The organism is Micromonospora sp. A202 (assembly GCF_006715105.1).
GTDB classification, from domain to species: Bacteria; Actinomycetota; Actinomycetes; order Mycobacteriales; family Micromonosporaceae; genus Micromonospora; species Micromonospora zamorensis.
Window position 1 is genome coordinate 1,645,459 of the sequence record NZ_VFMP01000001.1, and the last position, 22,262, is coordinate 1,667,720.

At 72.8% G+C, this 22,262-nt stretch carries 22 protein-coding genes; 5 read left to right on the plus strand and 17 right to left on the minus strand.

Annotated features, from left to right (window positions below):
- The first annotated feature begins 26 nt into the window (after positions 1–26).
- Entirely contained in the window at positions 27–731 is a 705-nt protein-coding gene (locus tag FBZ33_RS07645) for a neocarzinostatin apoprotein domain-containing protein (protein WP_185755240.1), read from the plus strand.
- Positions 728–2,104, plus strand: a complete 1,377-nt coding sequence (locus FBZ33_RS07650) for a hypothetical protein (RefSeq protein WP_141908496.1) — start codon at positions 728–730, stop codon at positions 2,102–2,104. Before FBZ33_RS07645 ends, FBZ33_RS07650 begins: the two co-directional genes overlap by 4 nt.
- A 69-nt stretch (positions 2,105–2,173) precedes the next feature.
- Here the strand turns inward: FBZ33_RS07650 and FBZ33_RS07655 are convergent, their stop codons facing one another.
- Genes FBZ33_RS07655 through FBZ33_RS07695 form a run of 9 tightly spaced genes read right to left on the minus strand, consistent with a single transcriptional unit; the run spans position 2,174 to position 10,847 of the window.
- On the minus strand, positions 2,174–2,917 hold the full coding sequence (locus tag FBZ33_RS07655; RefSeq protein WP_141908497.1) for an arylmalonate decarboxylase: 744 nt from the start codon (positions 2,915–2,917) through the stop codon (positions 2,174–2,176).
- Positions 2,914–3,597 (minus strand): hypothetical protein, encoded by a 684-nt coding sequence (locus FBZ33_RS07660; RefSeq protein ID WP_141908498.1) that lies wholly within the window; start codon positions 3,595–3,597, stop codon positions 2,914–2,916. Before FBZ33_RS07660 ends, FBZ33_RS07655 begins: the two co-directional genes overlap by 4 nt.
- Complete coding sequence (locus FBZ33_RS07665; RefSeq protein WP_141908499.1) at positions 3,594–4,442, minus strand: SDR family NAD(P)-dependent oxidoreductase; 849 nt, start codon at positions 4,440–4,442, stop codon at positions 3,594–3,596. Before FBZ33_RS07665 ends, FBZ33_RS07660 begins: the two co-directional genes overlap by 4 nt.
- Positions 4,439–5,428 (minus strand): hypothetical protein, encoded by a 990-nt coding sequence (locus FBZ33_RS07670; RefSeq protein ID WP_141908500.1) that lies wholly within the window; start codon positions 5,426–5,428, stop codon positions 4,439–4,441. Before FBZ33_RS07670 ends, FBZ33_RS07665 begins: the two co-directional genes overlap by 4 nt.
- Positions 5,421–6,143 (minus strand): hypothetical protein, encoded by a 723-nt coding sequence (locus tag FBZ33_RS07675; protein WP_088947003.1) that lies wholly within the window; start codon positions 6,141–6,143, stop codon positions 5,421–5,423. The genes FBZ33_RS07670 and FBZ33_RS07675 overlap by 8 nt, the downstream gene beginning before the upstream one ends.
- The gene (locus FBZ33_RS07680; protein WP_141908501.1) at positions 6,140–7,405 is read right to left on the minus strand and encodes an aromatic ring-hydroxylating dioxygenase subunit alpha; all 1,266 of its coding nucleotides are present in this window, start codon (positions 7,403–7,405) and stop codon (positions 6,140–6,142) included. Before FBZ33_RS07680 ends, FBZ33_RS07675 begins: the two co-directional genes overlap by 4 nt.
- Positions 7,406–7,411: 6 nt before the next feature.
- The gene (locus tag FBZ33_RS07685; RefSeq protein WP_185755241.1) at positions 7,412–8,401 is read right to left on the minus strand and encodes a dienelactone hydrolase family protein; all 990 of its coding nucleotides are present in this window, start codon (positions 8,399–8,401) and stop codon (positions 7,412–7,414) included.
- A complete protein-coding gene (locus tag FBZ33_RS07690) occupies positions 8,398–9,204 on the minus strand; it encodes an oxidoreductase (protein ID WP_141908502.1) in 807 nt (268 codons plus the stop codon). Before FBZ33_RS07690 ends, FBZ33_RS07685 begins: the two co-directional genes overlap by 4 nt.
- Positions 9,205–9,206: 2 nt before the next feature.
- Complete coding sequence (locus FBZ33_RS07695) at positions 9,207–10,847, minus strand: nitrilase-related carbon-nitrogen hydrolase (protein WP_141908503.1); 1,641 nt, start codon at positions 10,845–10,847, stop codon at positions 9,207–9,209.
- Here FBZ33_RS07695 and FBZ33_RS32645 point away from each other — a divergent pair.
- Complete coding sequence (locus tag FBZ33_RS32645; protein ID WP_255509111.1) at positions 10,840–11,202, plus strand: Dabb family protein; 363 nt, start codon at positions 10,840–10,842, stop codon at positions 11,200–11,202. The two genes, FBZ33_RS07695 and FBZ33_RS32645, sit on opposite strands and share 8 nt — an antisense overlap.
- A 29-nt stretch (positions 11,203–11,231) precedes the next feature.
- Here the strand turns inward: FBZ33_RS32645 and FBZ33_RS07705 are convergent, their stop codons facing one another.
- The 6 genes from FBZ33_RS07705 to FBZ33_RS07730 are packed head-to-tail and all read right to left on the minus strand — an operon-like array spanning position 11,232 to position 18,549.
- Positions 11,232–12,701 carry an aldehyde dehydrogenase family protein gene (locus tag FBZ33_RS07705; RefSeq protein WP_141908505.1) on the minus strand — a complete coding sequence of 490 codons (1,470 nt, stop codon included), beginning with the start codon at positions 12,699–12,701 and terminating at the stop codon, positions 11,232–11,234.
- Entirely contained in the window at positions 12,698–13,903 is a 1,206-nt protein-coding gene (locus tag FBZ33_RS07710) for an NAD(P)/FAD-dependent oxidoreductase (protein ID WP_255508752.1), read from the minus strand. The genes FBZ33_RS07705 and FBZ33_RS07710 overlap by 4 nt, the downstream gene beginning before the upstream one ends.
- Positions 13,903–14,826 (minus strand): oxaloacetate decarboxylase, encoded by a 924-nt coding sequence (locus FBZ33_RS07715; RefSeq protein ID WP_141908506.1) that lies wholly within the window; start codon positions 14,824–14,826, stop codon positions 13,903–13,905. The genes FBZ33_RS07710 and FBZ33_RS07715 overlap by 1 nt, the downstream gene beginning before the upstream one ends.
- Positions 14,823–16,316 (minus strand): aldehyde dehydrogenase, encoded by a 1,494-nt coding sequence (locus FBZ33_RS07720; protein ID WP_141908507.1) that lies wholly within the window; start codon positions 16,314–16,316, stop codon positions 14,823–14,825. Before FBZ33_RS07720 ends, FBZ33_RS07715 begins: the two co-directional genes overlap by 4 nt.
- Entirely contained in the window at positions 16,313–17,590 is a 1,278-nt protein-coding gene (locus FBZ33_RS07725) for an acyl-CoA dehydrogenase family protein (protein ID WP_141908508.1), read from the minus strand. The genes FBZ33_RS07720 and FBZ33_RS07725 overlap by 4 nt, the downstream gene beginning before the upstream one ends.
- 5 nt (positions 17,591–17,595) lie before the next feature.
- Positions 17,596–18,549 (minus strand): flavin reductase, encoded by a 954-nt coding sequence (locus FBZ33_RS07730; protein WP_185755242.1) that lies wholly within the window; start codon positions 18,547–18,549, stop codon positions 17,596–17,598.
- Between the two features lie 205 nt (positions 18,550–18,754).
- Here FBZ33_RS07730 and FBZ33_RS07735 point away from each other — a divergent pair, with 205 nt between their 5' ends.
- Complete coding sequence (locus tag FBZ33_RS07735; RefSeq protein WP_141908510.1) at positions 18,755–19,573, plus strand: IclR family transcriptional regulator; 819 nt, start codon at positions 18,755–18,757, stop codon at positions 19,571–19,573.
- A gap of 14 nt (positions 19,574–19,587) precedes the next feature.
- On the opposite strand, the gene FBZ33_RS07740 is transcribed toward FBZ33_RS07735, so the two are convergent.
- Positions 19,588–20,295, minus strand: coding sequence for a hypothetical protein (locus tag FBZ33_RS07740; RefSeq protein ID WP_141908511.1), 708 nt, complete (start codon positions 20,293–20,295; stop codon positions 19,588–19,590).
- Positions 20,296–20,373: 78 nt separating this feature from the next.
- On the opposite strand from FBZ33_RS07740, the gene FBZ33_RS07745 reads away from it, so the two are divergent.
- On the plus strand, positions 20,374–21,240 hold the full coding sequence (locus tag FBZ33_RS07745; RefSeq protein ID WP_255508753.1) for a CoA ester lyase: 867 nt from the start codon (positions 20,374–20,376) through the stop codon (positions 21,238–21,240).
- A gap of 98 nt (positions 21,241–21,338) precedes the next feature.
- Here the strand turns inward: FBZ33_RS07745 and FBZ33_RS07750 are convergent, their stop codons facing one another.
- A complete protein-coding gene (locus FBZ33_RS07750; protein ID WP_141908512.1) occupies positions 21,339–22,205 on the minus strand; it encodes a DUF4437 domain-containing protein in 867 nt (288 codons plus the stop codon).
- Between the last annotated feature and the right edge of the window lie 57 nt (positions 22,206–22,262).

Consider the following 22,262-nt stretch of genomic DNA (forward strand, 5'->3'; position numbering starts at 1 on the left):
TGCGCCGAACCTGTCAGGAGATCGCCGTGCGAACCTTCCGCCGCCGGGCGCTCACGCTCGCCGCCCTGCTCGCCACCAGCAGTGGCCTCGCCGTCGTGGCGGCACCCCCGGCCGCGTTCGCCGCGCCGGCCCTCACCGTCAGCGTGACCACCGGGCTGACGGACAAGCAGCAGGTCATCGTCAACGGTTCGGGTTTCGCCCCGAACCTGAAGCAGATCGCCGTCGGTCAGTGCGTCGCCGGCTTCAAGGGCCCGACCGACTGCAATCTGTCCGGCGGCGCCGCGTTCGTCAACGCCGACGGCAGCGGGAAGCTGCCCACGGTCACCCTGAAGCTGGCCCAGAAGTTCGGCGCGTTCGACTGCACCAAGCGCGAGTGCGTGGTCGCGGCGCAGATCCTGCCCACGAGCGGCAACGCCGACCAGGTCGAGGCCAACAAGGTCTCGGTGACGTTGACGTTCGGCAAGAAGCCGGCGCAGAAGCCCGCACCGGCAACCCCGTCCGCGACCCCAGCCGCGCCGGCGGCACCCTCGGCCACGCCGGCCGCCACCACCTCACCCCCGACCGGGCCGGGGGGCGCCGCCGGCACATCGGCCCCGACGCTGGTCAACGCCAACCGGGTGAACGCCGGCCCGGACCGGTACGCCGTCACCGTGCTGGTCGGCTCCGGCCTGCTGTTGCTCTGCATCGGCCTGCTCGTGCTGATGCCCTACCGGAACCGGAGGTCCTCATGACCCGACGTCGTTTCCCCGTCCGGATGGCAGCGCCCGCGCTCGTCCTGGCGCCGCTGCTGCTGACGATCCCAGCGGCGGCCCCCGTCCTGGCGGCGCCACCGGCCGCGGCGATCGGTCCCACGGCCGCGACGCTGGGCTGCCGGCTCTACTTCAACGACGCCGGTACCGGCAGCTCGCCGACGGTCTGGCAGGACACCTTCACCCTGACCCAGTCGCCGGCCGAGCCGAAGGTCGGCGACACGGTGACTGTCACACTCACCGCGCCCACCGGCCCCGACAATGGGCCGGTGGGGCTGAACGCCGGTGACGTTCCGGTGAACGTCACGCTGGCCCTGGGCGGCTCGCTCTCCGGCAGCGCGACGCTGCGGATGTCCTCGTACCCCGCGCGGGCCGTCGCCCCGACGGAACCGCTCGGCCCGATCACCGCGACCGGCACCTACTTCGCCGCCGCCGCCGGGGCGGCGACGCTCACCGTCGGCCGGGTCACCTTCGCCAACGCCTCGGCCACGACGCACTGCTCGGCGGCCGGCGACCGCGACCACAAGGCCGCACCGGTGCCGACCTCCATCGTGGAGAGCTTCACCGTCGGCGGTACCGGCACCGCGACCCCACCGCCGAGCCCGTCCGCCTCCGCAACGCCGCCGCCCTCCGCGAAACCGTCGCCGTCGCTCCTACCGTCCGCGACGGACGACCCGCCGCCGACGGCAACCGACGAGGTCGACACGCCGGCCCAACCCTTCGGCCCGAAAAGCGTGAAGCTGAACTGCAAGACGCTGAGCAGCCTCTCGACGTGGACCGCCACGCACACGCTGAGCATGTCGCCCAGCAACCCCGGTCGGGGTGCCAAGGTGACGGTGAGCCTGAAGTTCTCAGCCGGCCCGAAGAGCGGACCGGTGCCTGTCGGCGCCGGTGACCTGGTGCCCAAGGCGACCGTCAAGGTCGGCGGGGTGGGCAGCGGCACGGTCAACCTGACGGGCCCGGCGTACGGCGCGATCGACGCCAACGCGATCCTGCCCGGCGCGGCGCTGACCGGGACCTACACCACCTCGCAGGCGGGCCTGGTCAGTCTGACGGTCACCAACGTCGTCTTCGATCACCCGCAGGTCGACACCGAGTGCAACGCCGGCGCCGACCCGGTCACCGGCCCGAAGGAGACGTCGATCGTCGCCAAGTTCACGGTGAAGTCGCGGGCCGCGACCGACGACGAGGGCGAAGGCGGTAGCGGTGGCAACGGCGACGGTGGTGGGTCGCTGCCGACCACGGGCGAGGGGGGCGTGACGACGCTGATCCTGCTCTGGTCGAGCGCGGCGCTCCTGCTCGGTGTCGGTCTGGTCGTGGTGCTGCCGAGGCGTCGCCGTCTGCTGCGCAGCTGAACCGGCGAACGGCGCGGGCCGGGGATGCTGCCCCGGCCCGCGCCGCTTGCGTTTGCCGACAGCGCCGTGTCAGTACTCGCGCAGCAGGGAACCGGCGCCGTACACCTTGTCGGTGATCCCGTTCTCGCGCAGCGCCATCCACCAGGTCGCCGCGTTGATGGCGATCACCGGCTTGCCGAGCCAGCGTTCGGCCTCGTCGGCCAGCCCGACCATCGACAGGTTGGTGCCGCACTGGACCAGGGCGTCCACGTCCGGGCCGTCCACGGCCAGCAGCGCTCGGCGCAACTCGTCCTCCGGAACGTGGGCGATGGAGACCGCGGTCGGGCACTTGAGCCCCTCGATCGCGGCCACCTCGAAGCCGATCTCGGAGAAGAACTGCACGACGTTCGTGTCGCCGATCGGTTGGTACGGTGTGACCACGCCGATGCGGCGTGCGCCGTAGAGGCGCAGTGCCCGCTCACACGCCTCCGCGCCGGTTGCCACCTCCAGCCCGGTGATCGCCTTGATCTGGGCGACGAACTGCCGGTTGCCCTCGACGCCGCCCCAGAACGTCTCGGCGGACATGCCCATCACCATGTAGTCGGGCTCGCAGGTCAGCACCCGCTCGCAGGCCCCGCCGATCTCGTCGCGGATCTGGGTCAGGAGGTTCTCGAAGTTGCCGTCGCTGGAGAGGTCCTGGTCGCGGATGTGGATCCGGGAGAAGTGCGCGGTCACCCCGGGCACTGTCATCCGGTAGAAGTCCGGCTCCACGATGGTGTTGGTCGACGGGGCGATGACGCCGAACTTGCGGCGCCAGCCGAGCGCGTCGGTCATGAGCGGACGGCTCCTTCCTGGGCGGGGGTCGGGTGGGACGTGGTCGAGGCCCGGCGGTGAGCGCGCACGGTCAGCCACGCCGCGGCCAGCAGCGCCGCCTGTCCGAGGGTGTTGGTGCCCTGCTCCACCCACTGCATGGCCAGGGTTTCGTGATCCGGGTGGTTGCGCAGCGGCACCAGCAGCAGCACGCAGGCCAGCCCGGCGACGTAGAGCGCCACCGCGCCCCAGGCACGCCGCCGGCCGGCGATGATCGCGGCCAGGACGCTGACGGTGGTCACGCCCGTGGTGGCGAGGGCGAAGATGGGGGCGAAGATGGCGTACGCGGCAGCCACGCCGGCGGTCACGGCCAGCACGGCGGCGAACGGCCACCACGGCACGCTACGCCCGCGCAGCGCGCTCGCCAGGCCCCAGATCAGCCCGACCGCGCCGACCGCCATCAGCGGGAACAGCGCCGCCTCCAGCCAGGGCAGGTCGATCGAGAATCCGGCCAGCAGCAACTTCCAGGTCGACTTGGCCAGGCCGCCGAGGCCGATCAGGACGGCGCTGACGCGGGCGACCGGGCCCACCCGCGGCACGACCCGGGCGGCCACGCTGGCCAGGATCCAGAACCCGACCAGCGCCAGGCCGGTCGGCACGAAGTCCTCCAGCGCGAGGACGACTGTGTAGTCGCTGCCGTTCACGACAGGTGCCCGCGCCGGGTCACCGCGGGCCCGCCGACGGGCTCGCCGAAGAGGTCGCGCTTGCGGAAGGCGGCGACGGCGAACCGAGCGGCGGCCTTGCGGCTGGTCAGCCAGGCGGCCCGGCTGCCGTTGCGGCCCCCGGCGAGGACCCGGTCGGCCAGCCACGGGGTGACCGTCTCGACCCGGTCACCGAGGATGTTGAAGACCTTCTTGGCCTTCGCCAGCTCGTCCGGCGGGTAGTCGTGGGTGAGCAGGTCGGTCACGACGATGCCGGGGGAGAGGTGGTGCACGGTGACCCGGTCGGCGACCCCGGCTGCGGCGAGCTCCTTGGCCAGCCCGTCGGTCAGGTAGGTGACCGCGCGCTTCGATGCCCCGTACCCGGTCAGCCCCGGCCGGGCCTGGCCGTTGGAGCCGAAGCCCTCCATGTTCCACAGCGCGCCGCGGCCCTGCTCGATCATCGCGGCGAGCACCACCGCGCTGGCCCGGGCCACCCCGCCGAGGTTCGCCGCGAGCACTCCGTCCAGCTCTGCCGGCGGCAGCTCCCACAGTGGGCGGCGGGCATGGTTCGTGCCCGCGTTGTTGATCCAGATGTCGACCCCGCCGAACGCCTCGGCGGCCGTCGACCAGAGCACGGACACGTCGGCGCGGTCGGTGACGTCCGCACGTACCCCGAGCACCTCGGCTCCGGCCGGCACGGAGGCTTCGGAACGCAGTGTGGCGAGCGCAGTTGCCACCGACTCCGCGTTGCGTCCGCAGAACGCGACCCGGGCGCCGCGGGCCAGCAGCGCGCGTACCAGGCCGGCACCGATCCCGCGGGTGCCGCCGGTCACCACCACCGCGGTCATTCGGTCGGCTCCCAGGCGAGCAGGCCGTGCAGGACGCTGTCCAGCACGTTGCCCCGGAACAGCTCGTACACCACGGCGAGGCGCCCGCCGGCGGACATGCCCGGTTCGGCGTCGATGGCGAACTCGCGGCCCTTGACCTTCCACACGTCGCCGCCGTCAGCGTGAAAGTGCCAGGACGGGTAGCTGGCCCGGCCGAAGCCCTGCGCGTTGCCCCAGGCGTCGGGGCCCTCGAAGAACAGCCGGTCACCGTCGCGGCGCTGCTCGACCACGTACCGCCGGTCCAGGCCAGCACCGGCCCAGCTGACCACCCGCCGGGTGCGCAGCAGATCGATCGGCTCCAGGTCGAGGCGCACCGCGACCTCGCCGCGCAGTTGCTGGTCGGCGCCCCACAGCTCGCAGCTGCCGGTGAACGCGCCGGCCTGCTTGGTCGGCAGGATGTACGGCACCGGACCGCGCCGCTCCTCGGCGGACAGGAACCCCGCCACCCGTTCGCGGGTGTCCGGGTTGGTGTCGTGGTCGAAGCTTCGGGTGTAGACGCCGTTGAAGCAGCCCACCACCGTCCAGCCCTGGTAGAGCATCGACGAGTAGACCTGGGTCTCGCCGTCGGGCAGCACCTGATTCCAGGTGTTCAGGTCGACCTGCCAGCCGGGGCCGTAGTAGTGCGAGTCTACAAAGGAGCCGTACGGCTGGCCGGTGCCGAAGAAGTCGGGGCCGGTGTAGACCCGGTCGGCGTCGGAGTCGATGACGCCGAAGGCGAACGGCGCGCCCAGCCGGTAGCGCCCGGCCAGCTCGCCCCCGCCGACCAGCCCGCCGTCCATGAAGTACGTGGTGACGCCGTCGGCGAAGACCGACGAGCGGCGGATCTTCTCGAAGCCCTGCCACACACCGGTGGCGGTGAACAGCGACGGCCGGCCGTGCCACTCGCCGGCGATCCGCTGCTGCCACTCGCTCGGTTCAGCCGCCGCCGGTGCGGTCGGTTCACCCATTGCCGATCAGCTCCGCCCGGATCCGGTCGGTCGCCGGCTCGCCGATCAGCCGGGTGACCCGGGCCCAGACCGGGTCGACGTCGGGACTGAACAGGTTGACCCGCACGGCAGTGTCCCGGGCGGCCAGGTCGGTGTCGGCCAGGCCGGCCACGACGTCGGCCGGTAGGCCGTCGGTGACCAGCGCGGACCAGTGCTCGGCGTACGCGGAGACGGCGGCTCCGATCTTCCGGAACGCCTCCTCGGTGGCCCGGCTGACCAGCATCCACGGCGACATCAGCGCGTGCTGGCGCGGCCCGATGTCGGCCCGGCTCAGCCCGTCCATCGCGCTGGCCTCGGTGAAGACCGGGGTGAGCGGCTGGTACGCCGCGTCCAGGTAGGGCAGGTGGCTGCTCAGCTCGGCCCGGGGAATCAGGTCGAGGTGGTAGGCGTAGTAGTCGCCGCCGTACACCGAGTCCAGGGTGAAGTGCGGGACCGCGCTGTCGGCGGCGGTGAAGGCGAAGACCATGTGGCTGTCGAGGCGGATCATCGGAACGACCAGCCCGACGTAGACCACCTTGGCCACCGGCTGACCGGGTGCGCCCTGCCAGACCCGCAGCGCACCCACCGGGTCGGGCGACATCGGGCTGCTCAGCGGCTCGTCGATGACCGCGGTGAGCGGGTGTCGGGCGGTCAGGTGGGCCACCGCGTTCTCGCAGAGTTCCAGCGGGAGACTCATGCCTGCTCCTTCGTCGTCGCGCTGCTGGTCGGGCTCGCCTGCGCCTCGGCTCCTGCGGCGGCGTCGGCGCCCTCTTCCTCGGTGATGCGCTTGAGCCCGATCCGCTGCGCCTCCGCCACGGTCGGGTGGTCGCCCTTGGCCTTGTGCACCCAGGCGCGGGCCAGCTCCGGGTTCTCCCGGCGGGCCGGCGAGGGGATGACTGTCGCCTCCCGGCGCGGCACGTCGCCCGTGATCCGGTCGGCGTCGGAGAGCATCCAGCCTCGTTCGGCCAGCTCCTGGCGGCGTCGCCGGTAGTGCACCGCGATGAGGTCGCTCTTGACGTGCAGTTCCGCGCCGAGGTCGAACGGAAGCAACTCGGGGCGGACGTTGTTCACCACCTCGGCGTCCTGGTAGAAGATCTTGAGGACGCGCTGCACGGCGTTGCGGTTGGCCCACGCCCCGGTGAAGAAGGTGCGCAGTGCGACCCACTTGACCAGCGTGGTCGTCTCGTCCACCGGAATGTTGGTGTCGTAGATGATCAGCTCACCGATCGACAGCCGGACGTGGAGCTTGATCATGTTGGGCAGCATCCAACCGGCCGAGGTGACCACCGGCGGGCGGTTGGCCAGGTCCGCGTTGTCGCGGTTGACCAGCGACCAGAGGCCCTTGGAGCGCGGCGGGTGCAGGCTGACCGTGGCGAACGCCGACCACTCGTCGGGGATTTCGAGCTCGTACTCGGGAACCTCGGGCTTCTGCGGGTTGCCGAATGCGCCGCCGTGCACGAAGGGCGCGTGCGCGATGTCGCAGCCGTTCTCCAGGATCCGCTCGTAGTTGGCCTTCCACAGGAACTCGCCGGTCACCGCGCGGAACTTGCCGCCGTTCTCCACCAGGTTGTCGAACTCCGGCCAGACCGGGATCGGCGGTCGCTCGGCCTCGGGCAGGTCGCCCATGAAGACCCAGACGAAGCCGTAGCGCTCCTGCACGGGGTACGAGTCGACCCGGGCCTTGTTCGGGATGCCCCGGCCGGGCTGGTTCGCCGGGATCTTCGTGCACGCCCCACCCGGCTCGAACTCCCAGCCGTGATACGGGCAGACGATGTTCTCGCCGGCCGTCGAGCCGCCGGAGAGCGCCGCGCCCCGGTGCACGCACAGGTCGGACAGAGCCACCACGCGCCCGCGCGGGGTGCGGTAGAGGGCCAGGTACTGGCCGAGCACGGTGATCCGGGCCGGCTTGGTGGTGACCCGGTCGGAGAACTCGACCGCGTACCAGAAGTTCTTGAGCATGGTGGCTTACCTCCGACGGAACGAGGCGATCGAAGAGGTGGTGCCGAGCTGTGCCAGCAATCGGTCGAAGCCGTCGGCCGGTTCGCCGCGAAGGTGGACGGCGAGGAACCCGGACAGCAGGTCGACCAGGAGCGCGCGGGTGGCTTCCGGCTCGGCGGTCGCCTCCGCGTCGAGGAAGGCGCGCGCCGAGGTGGGATCGAGCGGGTGCACGATGCTGAAGTGGTTGGCGCCGGCCAGCCGCACCAGCAGGTTGGTGCCGCCCGCGTCGGGCAGCGCCTCGTCGAAGGTGCGGGTGATCGGGTCGGCGCGGGTGGCCTTGTCCTCGCCGTACCGGTCGGCCGAGCCGTTGATCACGCCGTCGTGGGTGCCGGCGAGCAGCATGACCGGGCAGTCCACCTGGGCCGGCAGCACGGTGCCGGCCGGCCAACCGAGCATGGTCGCCACCATGGTGTGCGCCCCGTAGCTGGCCACCGCATGGACCTCGGGCAGGAACCGCGCCGACTGCAGCGCGACCGTACCGCCGGCCGAGTGACCCACCAGCGCCACCCGGTCGAGGTCGAGCAACCCGTCGAGCGGCCCGGTGAGCTGCGCCAGCGCGTCGAGCACCGGGCGCAGCGACGGGCTGGTCGGTCGGCTGCCGTAGCCGTCCGGCCGGGCCGCGTCCAGGTCGACGCCGGGAGTGATCCCGTGCAGGCCGGCGAAGAGCACTCCGACCCAGTCGTAGGTCACCGCGACGACGCCCCGGGCGGCCAGTTCCATCGCCAGCCAGCGGTAGGCGTCCTGCCCGACGTTGACGCCGGAGACCAGCAGGGCCACCGGGTACGGGGCACCGGCCGGATCGGCCGCGAGGACCCCGCTGAGCCGCTCGGCGTCCGAGCCGGTGGGCCGGGCCGGGTAATAGACCCGCAGGTGCGCGGTGTCGAACGGTGCCGGCGCGCCGGGGACGCGTACGGCCCACCAGACCGACCGGACACCGCCTTCCTGCCCACCGCTCATGCCGACGGCCGGGGGAGTTCGCGGTCGCCGCCCCAGAGCGCGCGGACGAGCTGGTTGGTGGTCTCCTCGCCGAAGTAGCGCACGCCCATCACGTTCGCCGGGTCGCGGTCGGCGATATTGCGGCGGATCCGCAGATCGGTCTCGGCGAGCGCGGCCCGCTCCTCGGCCGGCACCGGCTCGGCCTCGTCGACCCAGCGCAGCCAGCGGTCGACGTGGGCGTGGGTCACCTGGCTGACCTTCTCGATGTTCTCCGGGCTGCGGTCGAAGGAGTAGCAGTATGCCGTCGGTGACAGGCTGGCCCGGATGAACCCGGCCCGGCTGACGAAGTAGTCGAACGCCGGGTCGTTGCGCAGTTGCAGCCACTCTTCGTTGGCCGGCTCGTAGTACCTGTCGTAGTAGTCGCCGTCCTCGACCATGTTGACCCGGGGCACCGAGTCGACGTAGAACCAGCCGCCGGGCCAGACCAGCAGGGCTAATCCCAGGTGCGGCACCCTGACCTGCGGGCCCAGCCAGCACGTCAGGTGCAGGTTGGCGAAGCTGGCACCCGGGTTGCCCAGCCAGGAGTGCACGAGCCAGTCGACCTCGGGCCCGGTGTACGCGGCGAGCGAGCCGCCCGGTCCGTTCGGGTAGTCCCCGTAGTTTTCCAGCGCCTCGGTGGACGGGTCGCGGGTCAGCGCGAACCGTGCGGTGATCTTGGCCTTCAGCTCATTCAGGAGTGCCTGGTACCGGTGGAACGTCTCGTGGACGTCGACAGTGGGGGAGTCGTCGAGCATCTCCTCGACGTGTTTCAAGGTGTCGGCCACGGTCAGCGCCTTTCGGTAAGGGCCTCGACGAGCCGCCACGGGCGGCCGTCGACGAGGTCGGTGCGGCGGGAGACGAGCCTGTTCGCCGCCTGCGCCGGCGCCACGACGGCATGCGTGACGGACCGGTCGGCGGCGATGTCGGTGCGCAGTGGGCTGCTGATCCGGCCGGTGAACGGCCCGGCCCAGGTGGTCCAGAGGGTGAAGTCGGCGCTGAGGGCGAAGACCGCGGCGCCGGTGCCGAGCGGCCCGGCGGCGATCACGTTGAGCCGGTTCTCCGCGGCCCGCTCCGGCAGCCCCAGCGCCAGCTCCCAGGGCTCGCGCGGGGTGAACGGCACGGCGACCACATCGGCGTCGGCGAGCGCGGCAAGCCGGAACGTCTCCGGGAAGATCGCGTCGTCGCCGACCACGATCGCCAGCCGCCCCCAGGGCAGGTCGAAGGTGCGCAGCGCGCCTCCGGGCCGTGCGGCGTCGCGGGCCGCGCCGGCCCGATGCAGTTGTGGCTGCTCGCCGAGCACGCCATCCGGGCCGATGAGCAGCCCGACCGGGCCGTCGGCGGTGCGGGCGGTGGCCACCGCGTACCCGTTGGTGCCACGCAGTGCCGGTGCCAGCGTCGCGGCCACCTCGGCCGGCCCGACGTGCGTGCCGAGGGCGTTCTCGGCGAGCACGGCGAGCAGCGCGCCTTCGGCGACCGCCTTGGCGAGCAGGTCGGCCGCCTCGCCCGGGTCCCGAGGGCGGACCACGGCGACCGGCAGGCTCGACGCGCTGGGCGGCCGACGGCGGCCGGTCGGCGCGTCCCCGAGCGGGCCGTAGAGCTCCGGCCGGCGGGCCGCGAGGATGTCGCTGCCGTCCGGGCGGTGCTTGTCGTCGGCGCGCTCCGGAGCGATGTCGGCGATGACGACGGCCTCACCGGTACGCGGCCCCTTGGCCAGCACCGTGCCGTCCGGTGCGACGATCTGCGACTCGCCGGCCCCGTGCAGCCACTGCTCCGGCACGCCCAGGCCGCGGCTCATGGCCGGCAGATGCTCGGCGGGCAGCAGCGGGCCGACCTTGTTGGCGGCGATCACCCAGGCCCGGTTCTCCGCGGCCCGCACCGGAATGTGCAGCGCGGCCTCATCGGTGGCGAACGAGTTCAGGCTGTTGAGCAGCACCTGCGCGCCGCGCAGCGTGAGCCCGCGGGTGGTCTCGGGAATGACGCCCTCCATGCAGGCGTACATGCCGAGCCGGCCGATCGGGGTGTCGAGCACCGGTCCGACCTCGGTCGCCGGGTCGAGGTGGTCGTTCTCGGCACCCATCAGGACCTGCTTGTCGCAGCTGCCGAGCAGCGCCCCGTCCGGACCGAAGAGGAAGTTGGTGCCGCCGGTGCGTCCGTCGGGATAGGCGTGCGTGACATTGATCTTGATATACATCCGATGCTCGGCGGCGCTCGCGGAGATCGCGGTGAGGAAATCGTCGCCCGGCCGGGTGGCCAGGGCGTGCGCCTGGGCGCGGTCGGTGTACCAGGCCAGATGGTTGCAGAACTCGGGTAGCACCACGAGCTGTGCGCCCTGTCGGGCGGCGTCGGTGACCAGGCGCAGGCAGGTGGCCAGATTGGCCCCGATGTCCTGGCCGGCCTCGAACTGTATGGCGGCAACCCTGATGGTCATTCCCGCTCCGGTTCCCCTGGCGAAACGCTGTTTCCAGAACATACACTCGGGCGACGCCGGGGAACAGGGGGAAGAACAGGTGTTTACGCACGTGGTACTCATGAAGTTCGACGATGCGGCCGATGCTGCCAAGGCGAGGTCGCTGCTGGAAGGTCTGGCCAGCTCAATTGATGAGATCGCGACGCTGACCGTCGCCCTGGACACGCTGCGGACCCCGGTCTCCTACGACCTGTGCATGATCAGCACACACACCGACGTGGACGCGTTGCGCGCCTACCAGTCCCACCCCGCCCACCTGGAGGTGGCGGGCTGGCTCAAGCCGCGCCTCGCGGCCCGCGTCGTCGTCGACTACTGACGGCAGCGCTCGACCGACGCGGCCCGGCCTCAGCCCGGGTACGCGTTGGCGGGCAGCCCGGCGCCACCTGGCCGGAACGGGCCGGGCGCGTGCACGACGCAGGTCTGCGCGTACTCGGCCAGACCCTCCTCGGCATACTCACGGCCGTATCCGGAGCGCTTCACCCCACCGAACGGCGCCCGCAGCGACAGCCCGGTGCGGTTGTGCGTGTTGACGAAGACGAAGCCCGCCTCGACCCGACGGGCCAGCACGAACGCCCGCTCCTCGTCGGCCGACCAGACCGAGCCGCCAAGGCCCAGTTCGTCGGCGTTGACCCGGGCCAGCAGTTCCTCCTCGTCGTCGTAGAGCAGCAGCGGCACCGTCGGCCCGAACTGCTCCCCGGTGATCACCTCGGCGTCGTCCGGTGCGTCCAGCACGAGCGTCGGGGCCACGAAGTACCCGCCGGCCAGGTCGGTGCCACCGTCGACAGTGCCCAGCGGCAGCGCCGTGGCACCCCGGGCGACGGCCGCCGCGACGATCCGCTCGACCCGGGCGACGGCACCGGCCGAGATGACCGGGCCCATGCTCACCCCCGGCGTGAGCGCGTCACCGACGCGCAGCACCTCCGCCGCGGCGGCCCGGTACGCCGCCACGAACTCGTCGCGGCGGTCGCGGTGCACATACAGGCGCTTGGCGGCCATGCACACCTGGCCGCTGGTGGCGAAACTCGCCAGGACCAGCCGGCGCATCGGCTCGGTGCCCAGGTCGGCGTCCGGCAGGAAGATCGCCGCGTCGTTGCCGCCCAGCTCCAGCACTACCGGTGTGGTCTGGGTGGCCGCGGTCGCCGCCACCTGCCGGGCCGCCACGCCGCCGCCGGTGAACGCCACCTTGCGCACCAGCGGGTGCCCGACCAACGCCGCACCGGCGGCGGCGTCGCCGTGGACGACCGCCAGCGTCCCGTCGGGCAGCGCCCCGGCGAGCAGGCGCAGCACCTCCGAGACCGCCAGCGGGGCCAGCGGTGAGGGCTTGACCACCACCGCGTTGCCGGCGGCGAGGGCCGGGGCCACCTTGAGCAGGGTGAGGATGATCGGCGCGTTCCACGGCGTGATCGCGGCGACCACACCGTACGGCCGGGGCAGCCGCAGCAGCCGACCGGCCGCGTCGTCGATCTCCCGATCCGCGTACGCCGCCGGGGCGTGCTCGACGACCCAGCGCAGGTACGTGCCGGCGAACCTGACCTCGCCGCGGCAGTCGGCGAGCACCTTGCCCGACTCCCGGGCCAGCAGCTCGGCCAACGGTTCGAGCCGCCCGGCGATCGCGTCGGCGCCAGCGGCCAGCGCAGCGAGCCGCCGCGCGATGCCGGTGGCCGCCCAGCTGCGCTGCGCGGCGTCGGCCCGGCGGACCAGGGCGTCCACCCGCTCGGGCCCGCTGACACCGACAGTGCCGACCAGCTCGCTGGTCCTGGACGGGTTCTCCCGCTCGATCACCGCGCCGCGCGGGCCGTCGCCAGGTGTCGTCATGCCCGGACCGCCGGCTGCCCGGCGTCGGGGCGCAGCGAGGCGATCATGGAGCTGCGCAGCAGGTACGCCCGGGCCGCCGCCGGATCCTCGGCCAGCGCGCGCAGGCCGGCCAGCTGCGCGGACCGTAACTGCGGATCGGCGGCCCGCATCCGGCGGTAGTTCTGGTCGGAGACCTCCTGCACGTAGGTCAGGGCGATCCGGCGCCGCTCGTCGGCCACCGCCGTCACCGCCCGGTCCAGCTCCCCGCCGTCCGGTGCCGGGCGGCCCGAGGCCAGCACCTGCGCGTAGGCGACCGCGTCGTGGATGCCCGAGTTCATGCCCAGCCCACCGAGCGGGTTGTTGACGTGCGCGGCGTCGCCGGCCAGCAGCACCCGCCCCTGCCGGAACGTCGCGGCGACCCGCTGGTGCACCCGGTACAAACTGGCGTGCGCCACCCGCCACGGCCGGCCCGGATCGGCGATCGCCCGCAGCCGCCCGTCGAGCCGGTCCAGCTCGTGCGCGTCAGGGGTGTCCTCGGGGGTGGGCAGCAGCACCCGCCAGTGGTCCGGCGTGCGCAGCAGCACCGACCACTCGACCGGGTCGAAGACGTAGTTGACGTACGCCAGCGGGCCGAGCAGCGCCGGCAGGTCCTCGTCGGTGGAGGCCACCAGGAACCGTTCGGGGTAGGTGATCCCGTCGAACGGCAACTCCAACGCCCGCCGTACCGCCGAACTGGCGCCGTCGGCCGCGATCAGCCAGTCGCCGGACACCTCCCGGCCGTCCTCGGCGACCGCGACCACACCGCCGTCGGCCTGATCCGCGCCCTGTCGTACCGAGTCGACCGGCCAACCGAAGCGGACCCGGGCCGTCGGCTGCCCGGCCAGGTGCGCCAGCAGGATCACGCACAGCTTGGACTGCTCGCACTGCACCCGGTACGGGAACGGGGTGTCCTCGGCGAGCACCGAGAGGTCCAGCTCCGCGATCAGTCCCTCCCGGCGATCCCGGTAGGCGAACGTCGGCGCCACCAGCCCGCGCGCCAACAGGTCCGCGCCGACCCCCAACGCGTCGAGCATCTCCAGCGTCGGCGGGTGGAACGTGGAGGCACGGGACTCGGCGGCGAGGTCGTCACCGGCCTCCAGCACTGTCACCTCGCACCCCCGGCGGGCCAGCGCGAGCGCCGCGGTCAGCCCGACCGGCCCCGCTCCGGCGATCAGCACGTGCATCAGGCGTACCTCCGATCGAGAGTCAGCGCATCGTCCTGGCCGACCAGCGCGGTGAACGACGACCAGGCGAGCCGGGGCACCGCGTCGGCGTGACCGTGCCGGCCGATCGCGGCATAGGCGGCGGCAGCCGCGCGCAGCGCGGCCAGCATCGGCGCGACCGGGTGCAGCACGACCCGGACCCCGAGCGCGCCGAGCGCGTCGTCGGGCGGGAAGGCGCGCACACCAGCCGCCTCCGAGCGATTCACCACCAGGGGTACGCCGGGCAGCGCGGTACGCACCGCCGCCAACTCCTCGGCGGTGTCCACACCCTCCAGGAAGACCGCGTCGGCGCCGGCGTCGGCGAACCGGCCGGCCCGCTCGATCGCCTCGTCGAGGCCGGCCACCGAGTAGGCGTCGGTGCGGGCGATCAGCACCAGGCCGGTGCCCGCCTCGGCGATCGCCCGGATCTTCGCCGTCGCACCTGCGATGTCCAACAGCTCCTTGCCGTCCAGGTGGCCGCAGCGCTTCGGGCTGACCTGGTCCTCCAGGTGCAGCCCGGCGACGCCGGCCGCCGCGTACCGCTGGGCGGTCCAGACCGCGTGCAGCGGATTGCCGTAGCCGGTGTCCGCGTCGGCGATCAGCGGCACGCCGGCCAGCGCCGGGACGAGCCGGGCGGCCCGCTCCGCGACGTGTGTGCCGTGCAGGTATCCCAGATCGGGAAGGCCCAGCTCGACCGCGGCGCAGACCGCACCGGACAGGTGCACGACGCGGTGCCCGGCCCCGGCGGCCAGCGCGGCGGTGAGCGGGTCGTGTACGCCGGGGGCGTGCACCGGCGAGGCGCCGCCCAGCAGCGCCCGCAGCACGTCGGCCGGGCGTGCGGTTGCCGCGCCGCCGGCCGTGGGCGGGGGCGGAGCCTGCGCCGGGGCGGTCTCGCCCGGGGTCATGACCGGCCGTGCAGCGCGAAGCCGCCCTCGACGCCGACGACCCGCGGGTTGGTGAAGAACCGCAGGGTCTCGGCGGTGCCCTCCTCGCCGTACCCGGACAGCCCGAACGCCGGGCGCGGGCTGAACAGGTGCAGGCTGAGCACCGAGGAGCCGTTGACCTTGACCTCACCGGCCCGGATCCGGCGGGCCACGGCCAGCGCGGCCTCCTCGTCCGCGCCGAGCACGTACGCCTCCAGCCCGTACGACGTGCCGTTGGCCAGCGCCACCGCCTCGTCGACGGTGGCGTACGGGTGCACCGCTGCCACGGGCCCGAAGATCTCGTCGCCGGTGTGCGCGGCGGCGACGCCGGTGACCAGCGTCGGGGCGAGGAAGTTCCCGCCGGCCAGCGGCCCGGCCGCCGGCAGCGTGGTGCCGGTGACAGCGGTCCCGCCGTGGGCCAGCAGGTCGTCGCGGGCGGCCACCACCCGGGCCAGGTGCCGGGAGTGCACCAGCGGACCGAGGTCGGTCGCGGGGTCCAACGGCGCGCCGGCGACCAGGCCGGCGAGCCGGTCGGCGATCGCGGCGACTATCTCGTCGTGCCGGTCGGCGGGCACGATCAGCCGACCCAGCGCCCGGCACCACTGCCCGTTGAGGGTGCTGAGCAGGTCGACCGCGGCCCGGGCGACATCGGCGACGTCGGCGTCGGGGAGCACGACCAGCGGGTTGTTGCCGCCGAGCTCGAGCTGCACGGGCTTGATGTCGTAGGCGCAGGCTGCCGCGACCGCCCGCCCGGCGGCGAGCCCGCCGGTGAAGGAGACCGCCCGGATCCGGGGATCGCCGACCACTGCCGCACCGGCCTCGGCCCCGCCGTGCACGAGCTGGAACACCCCGGCCGGCACGCCGGAGGCGGCGAGCGTGGCCCCGACGACGGCGGCGAGCCGTTGGCTGCCGTGCGGGGCGTACTCGCTGGGCTTGAGGATCGTGGGGCAGCCCGCGGCGAGCGCGTTCGCGACCTTGTGCGCGGCCATCGGCGCGGGCGCGTTCCACGGCACCACACAGGCGGCCGGACCCCAGGGCAGTCGTTCGGCGTACGCGATCCGGCCGTCCTCGCGCTGGAACTCCTGGCTCTGCGGGCCCTGCCGTAGCTGGGCGGCGGCCAGCCGGAACGAGCCGCCGAGGATCACGCCCAGCGGTATGGTCTGCCGGATCGGCACGCCGGTGGTCGCCGACTCCAGCGCGCAGATCTCGGCCGCGACGCCCTCGACCGCCTCGGCGACGGCGTCCAGTACGTCGGCGCGATCACGGGCCGGTAGCGCGGCCCAGCTCCCGGCCTCGTGCGCCGCCGATGCGGCGGCGACGGCGGCCTCGATCCGGTGCGACGGCGTGCCGGCAGCGGGCCGCCGCACCGCACCGGTCGCCGGATCCTCCAGGTCGAACCCGAGCGGTGCGTCGCTGGGCGTCCAGACCCCGTCGACCAGGTCGGCGAGATCGGGCAGGTCCGGCTGGGTCACCCGGCCACCGCCGCGAACAGGTCGTTGGACCGGTCGCTGGTCACCGAACTGGCCGCCTCCAACCGGCCGCGCTCCGGCGGGAACGTCATCACCAGTCCCATCGCCAGATCGCGCAGCGCCCGGCCGACGGACCCGTTCATGGTGGCGCCGGACGTGCCGGACGCCTTGAGCGCGCCGACCGCCACGTCGAAGCACGCCTCGCAGATCGAGCCCTTGGCCAACCGCCACTGCCGGTAGACCTCGGCGTGCGGGCGCAGCGGCGGCTCACTGGTCTCCAGCAGCAACTGGCGGCGCAGCCAGAGGTACGCCGTCTCCAACCGTTCCGTCATGTTGCCGATGATCACCTGGTGCATGGGGCTCTCCGCAATCGGCCGACCGGTGTCGGCGAAGGTCTTCTGGGTGAGGCTGGTCAGCGTGTCGTCGTAGACACTCTGCGCCGCACCGACGTAGACCGCCGTGATGGCCAGCTGGTTGCCGACGAAGCTGCCCCGACTGCACTGCAACATCTTCACGAAAGCGCCGGGCACGGTGAGCGCCTCGTCGGCCGGAATGAAGACGTCGTCGAGCCGGATGCCGTGGTTGGCCGAGCCGCGCATGCCGATGCCGTCCCAGGCCGGCCGTGAGGCGACCCCGGCGGCATCGCGGGGGACCAGGAACAGGGCCAGCCCGTCCGCCGTCTCGTGCCCGGCGAGTCGGGCGGTGACCAGGTAGGTGTCGGCGACGCCGGTGGCGCAGCCGAACGACTTCTCGCCGGTGAGCGACCAGCCGTCGACGCCGTCGCGGCTCGCCGGCGTGGCGGTGGTGGAGATGGCGATGTTGGCCGACGAACTCTTCACCGCCTCGCTGGCGAAGTTGGCCAGCCACACCCCACCAGCCATCCGGGTCAGCACCTTCTCGGCGAAGGCCTGCACGGCGGGGACGTCGGCGTCGTCGAAGAGGCCGCGCTCGATGGCCTCCAGCGGCAGCAGACCACGGGAGGCGCTGGTGTTGTGGAAGAAGAAGGCCAAGGCCGTCGACGGGCACGCGCTGCCCATGGCGAAGGTGGCGGCGGCGAGGTCACGCAGGCCGCCGCCGAGACCGCCGTACTCCTGCGGAACCACCAGGCCGAGCAGCCCGGCATCGCGCAGCAGCGCGACGTGCGCGGCGGGGAACACCCCGTCGGCGTCGGCCTGCGCGGCGGCGGCCCGCAGCGCGGGCAGCACCTTCTCCACTCGGGCCGCGCGATCCTGCTCGGCCGGGGTGAGGTCGTCGATGAGCCGTCCGCCGGTGGACATGTGGGTCACTCCTCTGGTTTGTTGGCGGGGAGCCGGGGACAGGACACCCCGAGTTGCCGGGCGAGAAAGACCAGGTCGCGGGTGCGCAGGGCGCTCGCTCGACCGCTGAGGGTGGTGTCGAAGCCGGTGACGCCGCTCTTCATCGCGACCATGGCGTTGACCAGGCCGAGCCCGCGCTGGGGCCGCAGCCGCACCCGGAGTGAGGCGCGGCGGGCGCGTACCGTGGCGTCGGCGAGCACGGCCCGCACCTGCACCGGGCTGGCGTCGGCCTCCTCGACCAGGGTGACGGCGGTGTGCCCGGCACGCAGCAACTGGTCCAGCTCGGCGAGGGTGGCATCCTCGCCGCCGGGCCGGAAGGCGTCGGCGATCATCGGGCCGGGGGTTGCCCGCACCGTGAAGCCGGCCGTCAACAGGGTGTTCGCGCGCAGGCGGGAGAGTCGGCCCCCGATCGCGATGTCGATCTTCTCCGGCAGCGGGTCGGCGAGCTGACTCCACGCGCTGGAGTGGAACAGCAGCGGGGCGCCGACCCGGGGGGTGCTGGCCGCGAGCACCTCGGCGACGAAGATCGTGTGGTCGCCGCCGGGATAGGCGTGCACGACCCGGCAGTCCAGCCAGGCGGTCGCGTTGGCCAGGACCGGGCAGCCGGTCTCGGCGTGCGCCCAGTCCAGCCCGGCGAAGCGGTCGGTGACCTCGGGACGCATGCCGGCGAAGCGCTGGCCGATGCCGGCCTGGCCCTTGCCGAGAAAGCTGATCGCGAAGACGCCGGCCCGCTCCACCAGGGCGTGGCTGGGAAGGTGGACGCCCAGGCAGACGGAGACCAGCGGCGGGTTGAGGCTGACCGACGAGAACGAGCTCGCGGTCATGCCGTGCCGCTGGCCGTCGATGACCGTGGTCACGACACCGACGCCACTGGGCCACTGGGCGAGGGCCGAGCGGAACGTGATGCTGTCGACCGACACTGGCAGGTTCTCCGTTTCGCATGAGGAAACGTCGTTACCAGAAACGTAACGAGGGGTGGTGGCCCGTGTCAACCGCCGATCGGTCCGGGCGCCTCGCCGCCGAAAATCGGTGACCCGCTCAGGACACGGTGTTTCGCTAGGTGAAATCGAGCGCCCTACACTGCTCTGGAGACGGACGCACGAACAGCGCTGTGGAGGCCCAACCATGCCCAGTCGGACATCGGAGGCGAAGGCACCGGCCGCGGAGGACGGCGAAGGCCAGTCCCGCTCGATCGCGGCGGTCGAGCGGGCGATGGACGTGCTGCTCTACTTCGGGCGCAGTGGGCGCCCGGACCTGGGCGTCACCGAGATCGCGACCGCGTTGGACCTTACCAAGGCCGCCGTGCACCGTATCCTCACGGCGCTGCGCAGCCGGGAGCTGATCACCGTCGACCCGAGCACCCGTCGCTACGCGCTGGGCCACGCGGCCGTCACGCTCGGCCGGGCCTACCTGGCCCGCACCGACCTACGCGCGATGGCCGGCCCGGAGCTGCGCGGGCTGGCGGCCGAGACGGGCGAGACCGCCACGCTCTCGCTGCGCCGGGGCGACACCCGGCTGTACGTCGACCAGGTGGTGCCCGAGCAGGAGCTGCGGCTGGACGTCAACATCGGCATCCCGTACCCGCTGCACGCCGGCAGCTCGTCCAAGGCGTTCCTGGCCTTCGTCGACGACGACGAGCTCGACGTCTACCTGGAACGGCACCGGCTCGACGAGATCACCGACCGCACCATCACCGACCCGGCGAAGCTGCGCAAGGAGTTGGCCGCCATCCGTAAGCGCGGCTACGCCACCTCGCGCGGCGAACGCCAGCCCGGCGCGACGTCGATCGCCGCACCGGTCTACGACCACGACGGGCACGTGGTGGCGGTCGTCAGCGTGGCCGGGCCGGTGGGGCGGTTCAAGCCGGACTCGCCCGAGCTGTCGAAGTCGCTGCTGAAGGCGACCGGCCGGATCTCCGCTCAGCTCGGCTACAGCGGCGCCTGACCGACCTGCCCGGGTCACAGCGCCGCGAGCGGCTTCAGCACGCCGAGCGCCGCGGCCGCCAGCACGCTGCCCCAGATGCCCCACACGTAGGGCAGGCAGCCGTCGATCGCCCGCCGCATCGCGTGCTCCACCTCCGGCGTGGAGCCTGTCGTCATCAGCGCGCCGAAGGCCGGCCCGAACGGGCGCAGGGTGAGCCGGATGCCCAGTCCGCAGGCGATCGCGATGCTGTAGAGCAGGATCTTGCCGCCCAGCCACCTCGGGTTGGTGTCCACCCCGAACGGTGCGGCGGCGAAGAGCGTGTAGAGCGCGGTCCCGGCCAGGCCGGCGATCAGCACGGTCCGGACCGTCCAGTCCGCCCGGCGTACCCACCGACGGTGGCCTGGGCGGTGGTGGTCGGAGATCGTGGCGGCCAGCCACGCCGCCGCGAACACCCAGACCAGTGCGACGATCGGCCGGCCGAACGGGTTGATCCCGAAGACCTGCGCGCCGTGCGGGTCCAGCGCCATCAGCGTGACGCCGCTGGGCAGGAAGAGAACCAGGCAGATCTTGGGCCCCAGGTCGAGCCCGCCCATGATCTTCAGCGCGGTGGCCCGGGCGGCCGGAGTGAGGTCGGGCTTGAGGACGAACCGGCTCGACCAGAAGACCCCGAGATCCCCGCCCAGCCAGAAGACGAAGAGCACGATGTGCAGCAGAATCCACCAGCCGTGCGGGTGCGGTCCCATGGGGCCTCCTTGACGTCTCGACCACTAACGGAAACACTGTATCCGTAGCCGAAACAATGGCCGCATGGCCGGAGCATCGTGGAACGGAAGGGCGCGAAGCCGTTGAGGTCGTACCTGTACGTGCCCGGGGACGCGCCCGACAAGCTGGCCAAGGCGGCGAGGCGCGGCGCGGATGCGGTGATCGTCGACCTGGAGGACGCGGTGCCGCAGGCCGGCAAGGACGCCGCCCGCTCGGCGGTCGCCGCCTTCCTGCGCTCCGCACCACCCGGGGTCGCCTGGTGGGTGCGGATCAACCCGGGCCGGTTGGGCCACGTCGACGCGGCGACCGTCGTGGGGCCGGGGCTCGCGGGGCTCTGTGTGGCGAAGGCCGAGTCCGCCGCCGAACTGGTCGCCCTGGATGAGGTGCTCGGCGCGGCCGAGTCGGCGGCCGGGTCGCCGGTGGGCACGACCCCCGTGGTGCCGCTGCTGGAGTCGGCGGCGGCCGTGGTCGCGGCCCTCGACATCGCCCGCGCACCCCGGGTACGGCGGCTGCAACTCGGCGAGGCGGACCTGCGCGCCGACCTCGGTGTCACGCTCGGGCCGGACGAGCGGGAACTGCTCTTCGTCCGCTCGCAGGTGGTGCTGGCCAGCGCGGCGGTCGGCATCGAGCCTCCGGTGGGGCCGGTCAGCACCGACTTCCGGGACCTGGTCGCGCTGCGCGAGTCGACGATGGCGCTGCGGCGGCTCGGCTTCGTCGGCCGGGCCTGTATCCACCCTGCGCAGGTCGCGGTGGTGAACGAGGTGTTCACCCCTGCACCCGACGAGGTGGCGACGGCGGCGGACCTGGTGGCCCGCTTCGACGCGGCGGTCCGCGACGGCGTGGGAGTCTGCCTCGACGCACAGGGCCGGCTGGTGGACGAGGCGGTGGTCCGCTCCGCCCGGCGCCTGCTCGCCCTGGCCGTGTAGACGCCCGCCCGGGAGCCGGGCACTCGCCGGCACGCGCGGCTGCGGGTGACCGGGGTGTGACGCGGCGGTGGTCGTGGCCGCGGCACACCCCGTCGCCATCACATCCCGTCGCCGGACCAGGGGCCGCGCGAACGGGACCGCACCGGCAGGGTGGAGATGACCGGCGCCTCGTCGTGCTCGTGGTAGTTGGTCGCCGTGCCGCCCCACTTGACCCACTCGTCGGTGGTGTACCAGTTGATCAGCTCGCCGTCCGACCGGATGATCCAGTCGATGTCGGTCTCGGCGACGAAGTGGCCGTGCTTCACCCCGGCCGGCCGGAAGCAGTAGGTGCCCTCGTCGATGTCGCCGAAGTTGTACGCCATCTTCCCGCCGAGCGTGTAGAACTCCTCGTAGCAGGGGTGGTGGGCCAGCCGGTGGTCGCTCCAGCCCTTGTGGGCCCGGATCAGGCGGGTGTAGAAGTTGGTCACCGGGTCGCGGTGCAGGAGCTTGATGTAGAGCGGGGTGATCGGCCCAACCGTCGGGGCGGCGGTCCACTCCATGTCGTTGGAATCCACCGCCGTCACCTCGCCGACGGCGGACTCCCACCGCGCTGAGGCCGGGCTCCACTGTGCTTTCCCGACGTCGAAACCGCAGTCGCCGTACTCGCGCCAGTGCAGCACCGACGAGCCCTCGCGGATCTTGATCCAGTCCATCGGCACGCCCCGGGGCACCTGAAGGTAGCCGCCCGGGCCGATCTCCTGACCGCCGTAGATCAGCGAGCCGGACCGCACGAAGAACTCGGTGTCGGCGTGCGGCACACCGGGCCCGCGCCCCCAGTCGCTGTCGAACCGCAACGCCAGCGAGGACGATCCGTCCTCCTCGTCTGTGGAGAGCCGGCGTTCGTGGACCCCGCCCTCGCCGTGCGGCAGCTCCCCGACGTGCCAGATGTAGTCATTCTCGTGAATCAGTTCGACGTGCGCTCGCACCCGCTGCTCCTCACTTCGCGTTTCAGGGTCTTCCCGGCGGCGTTTGCGGGCGGCGCC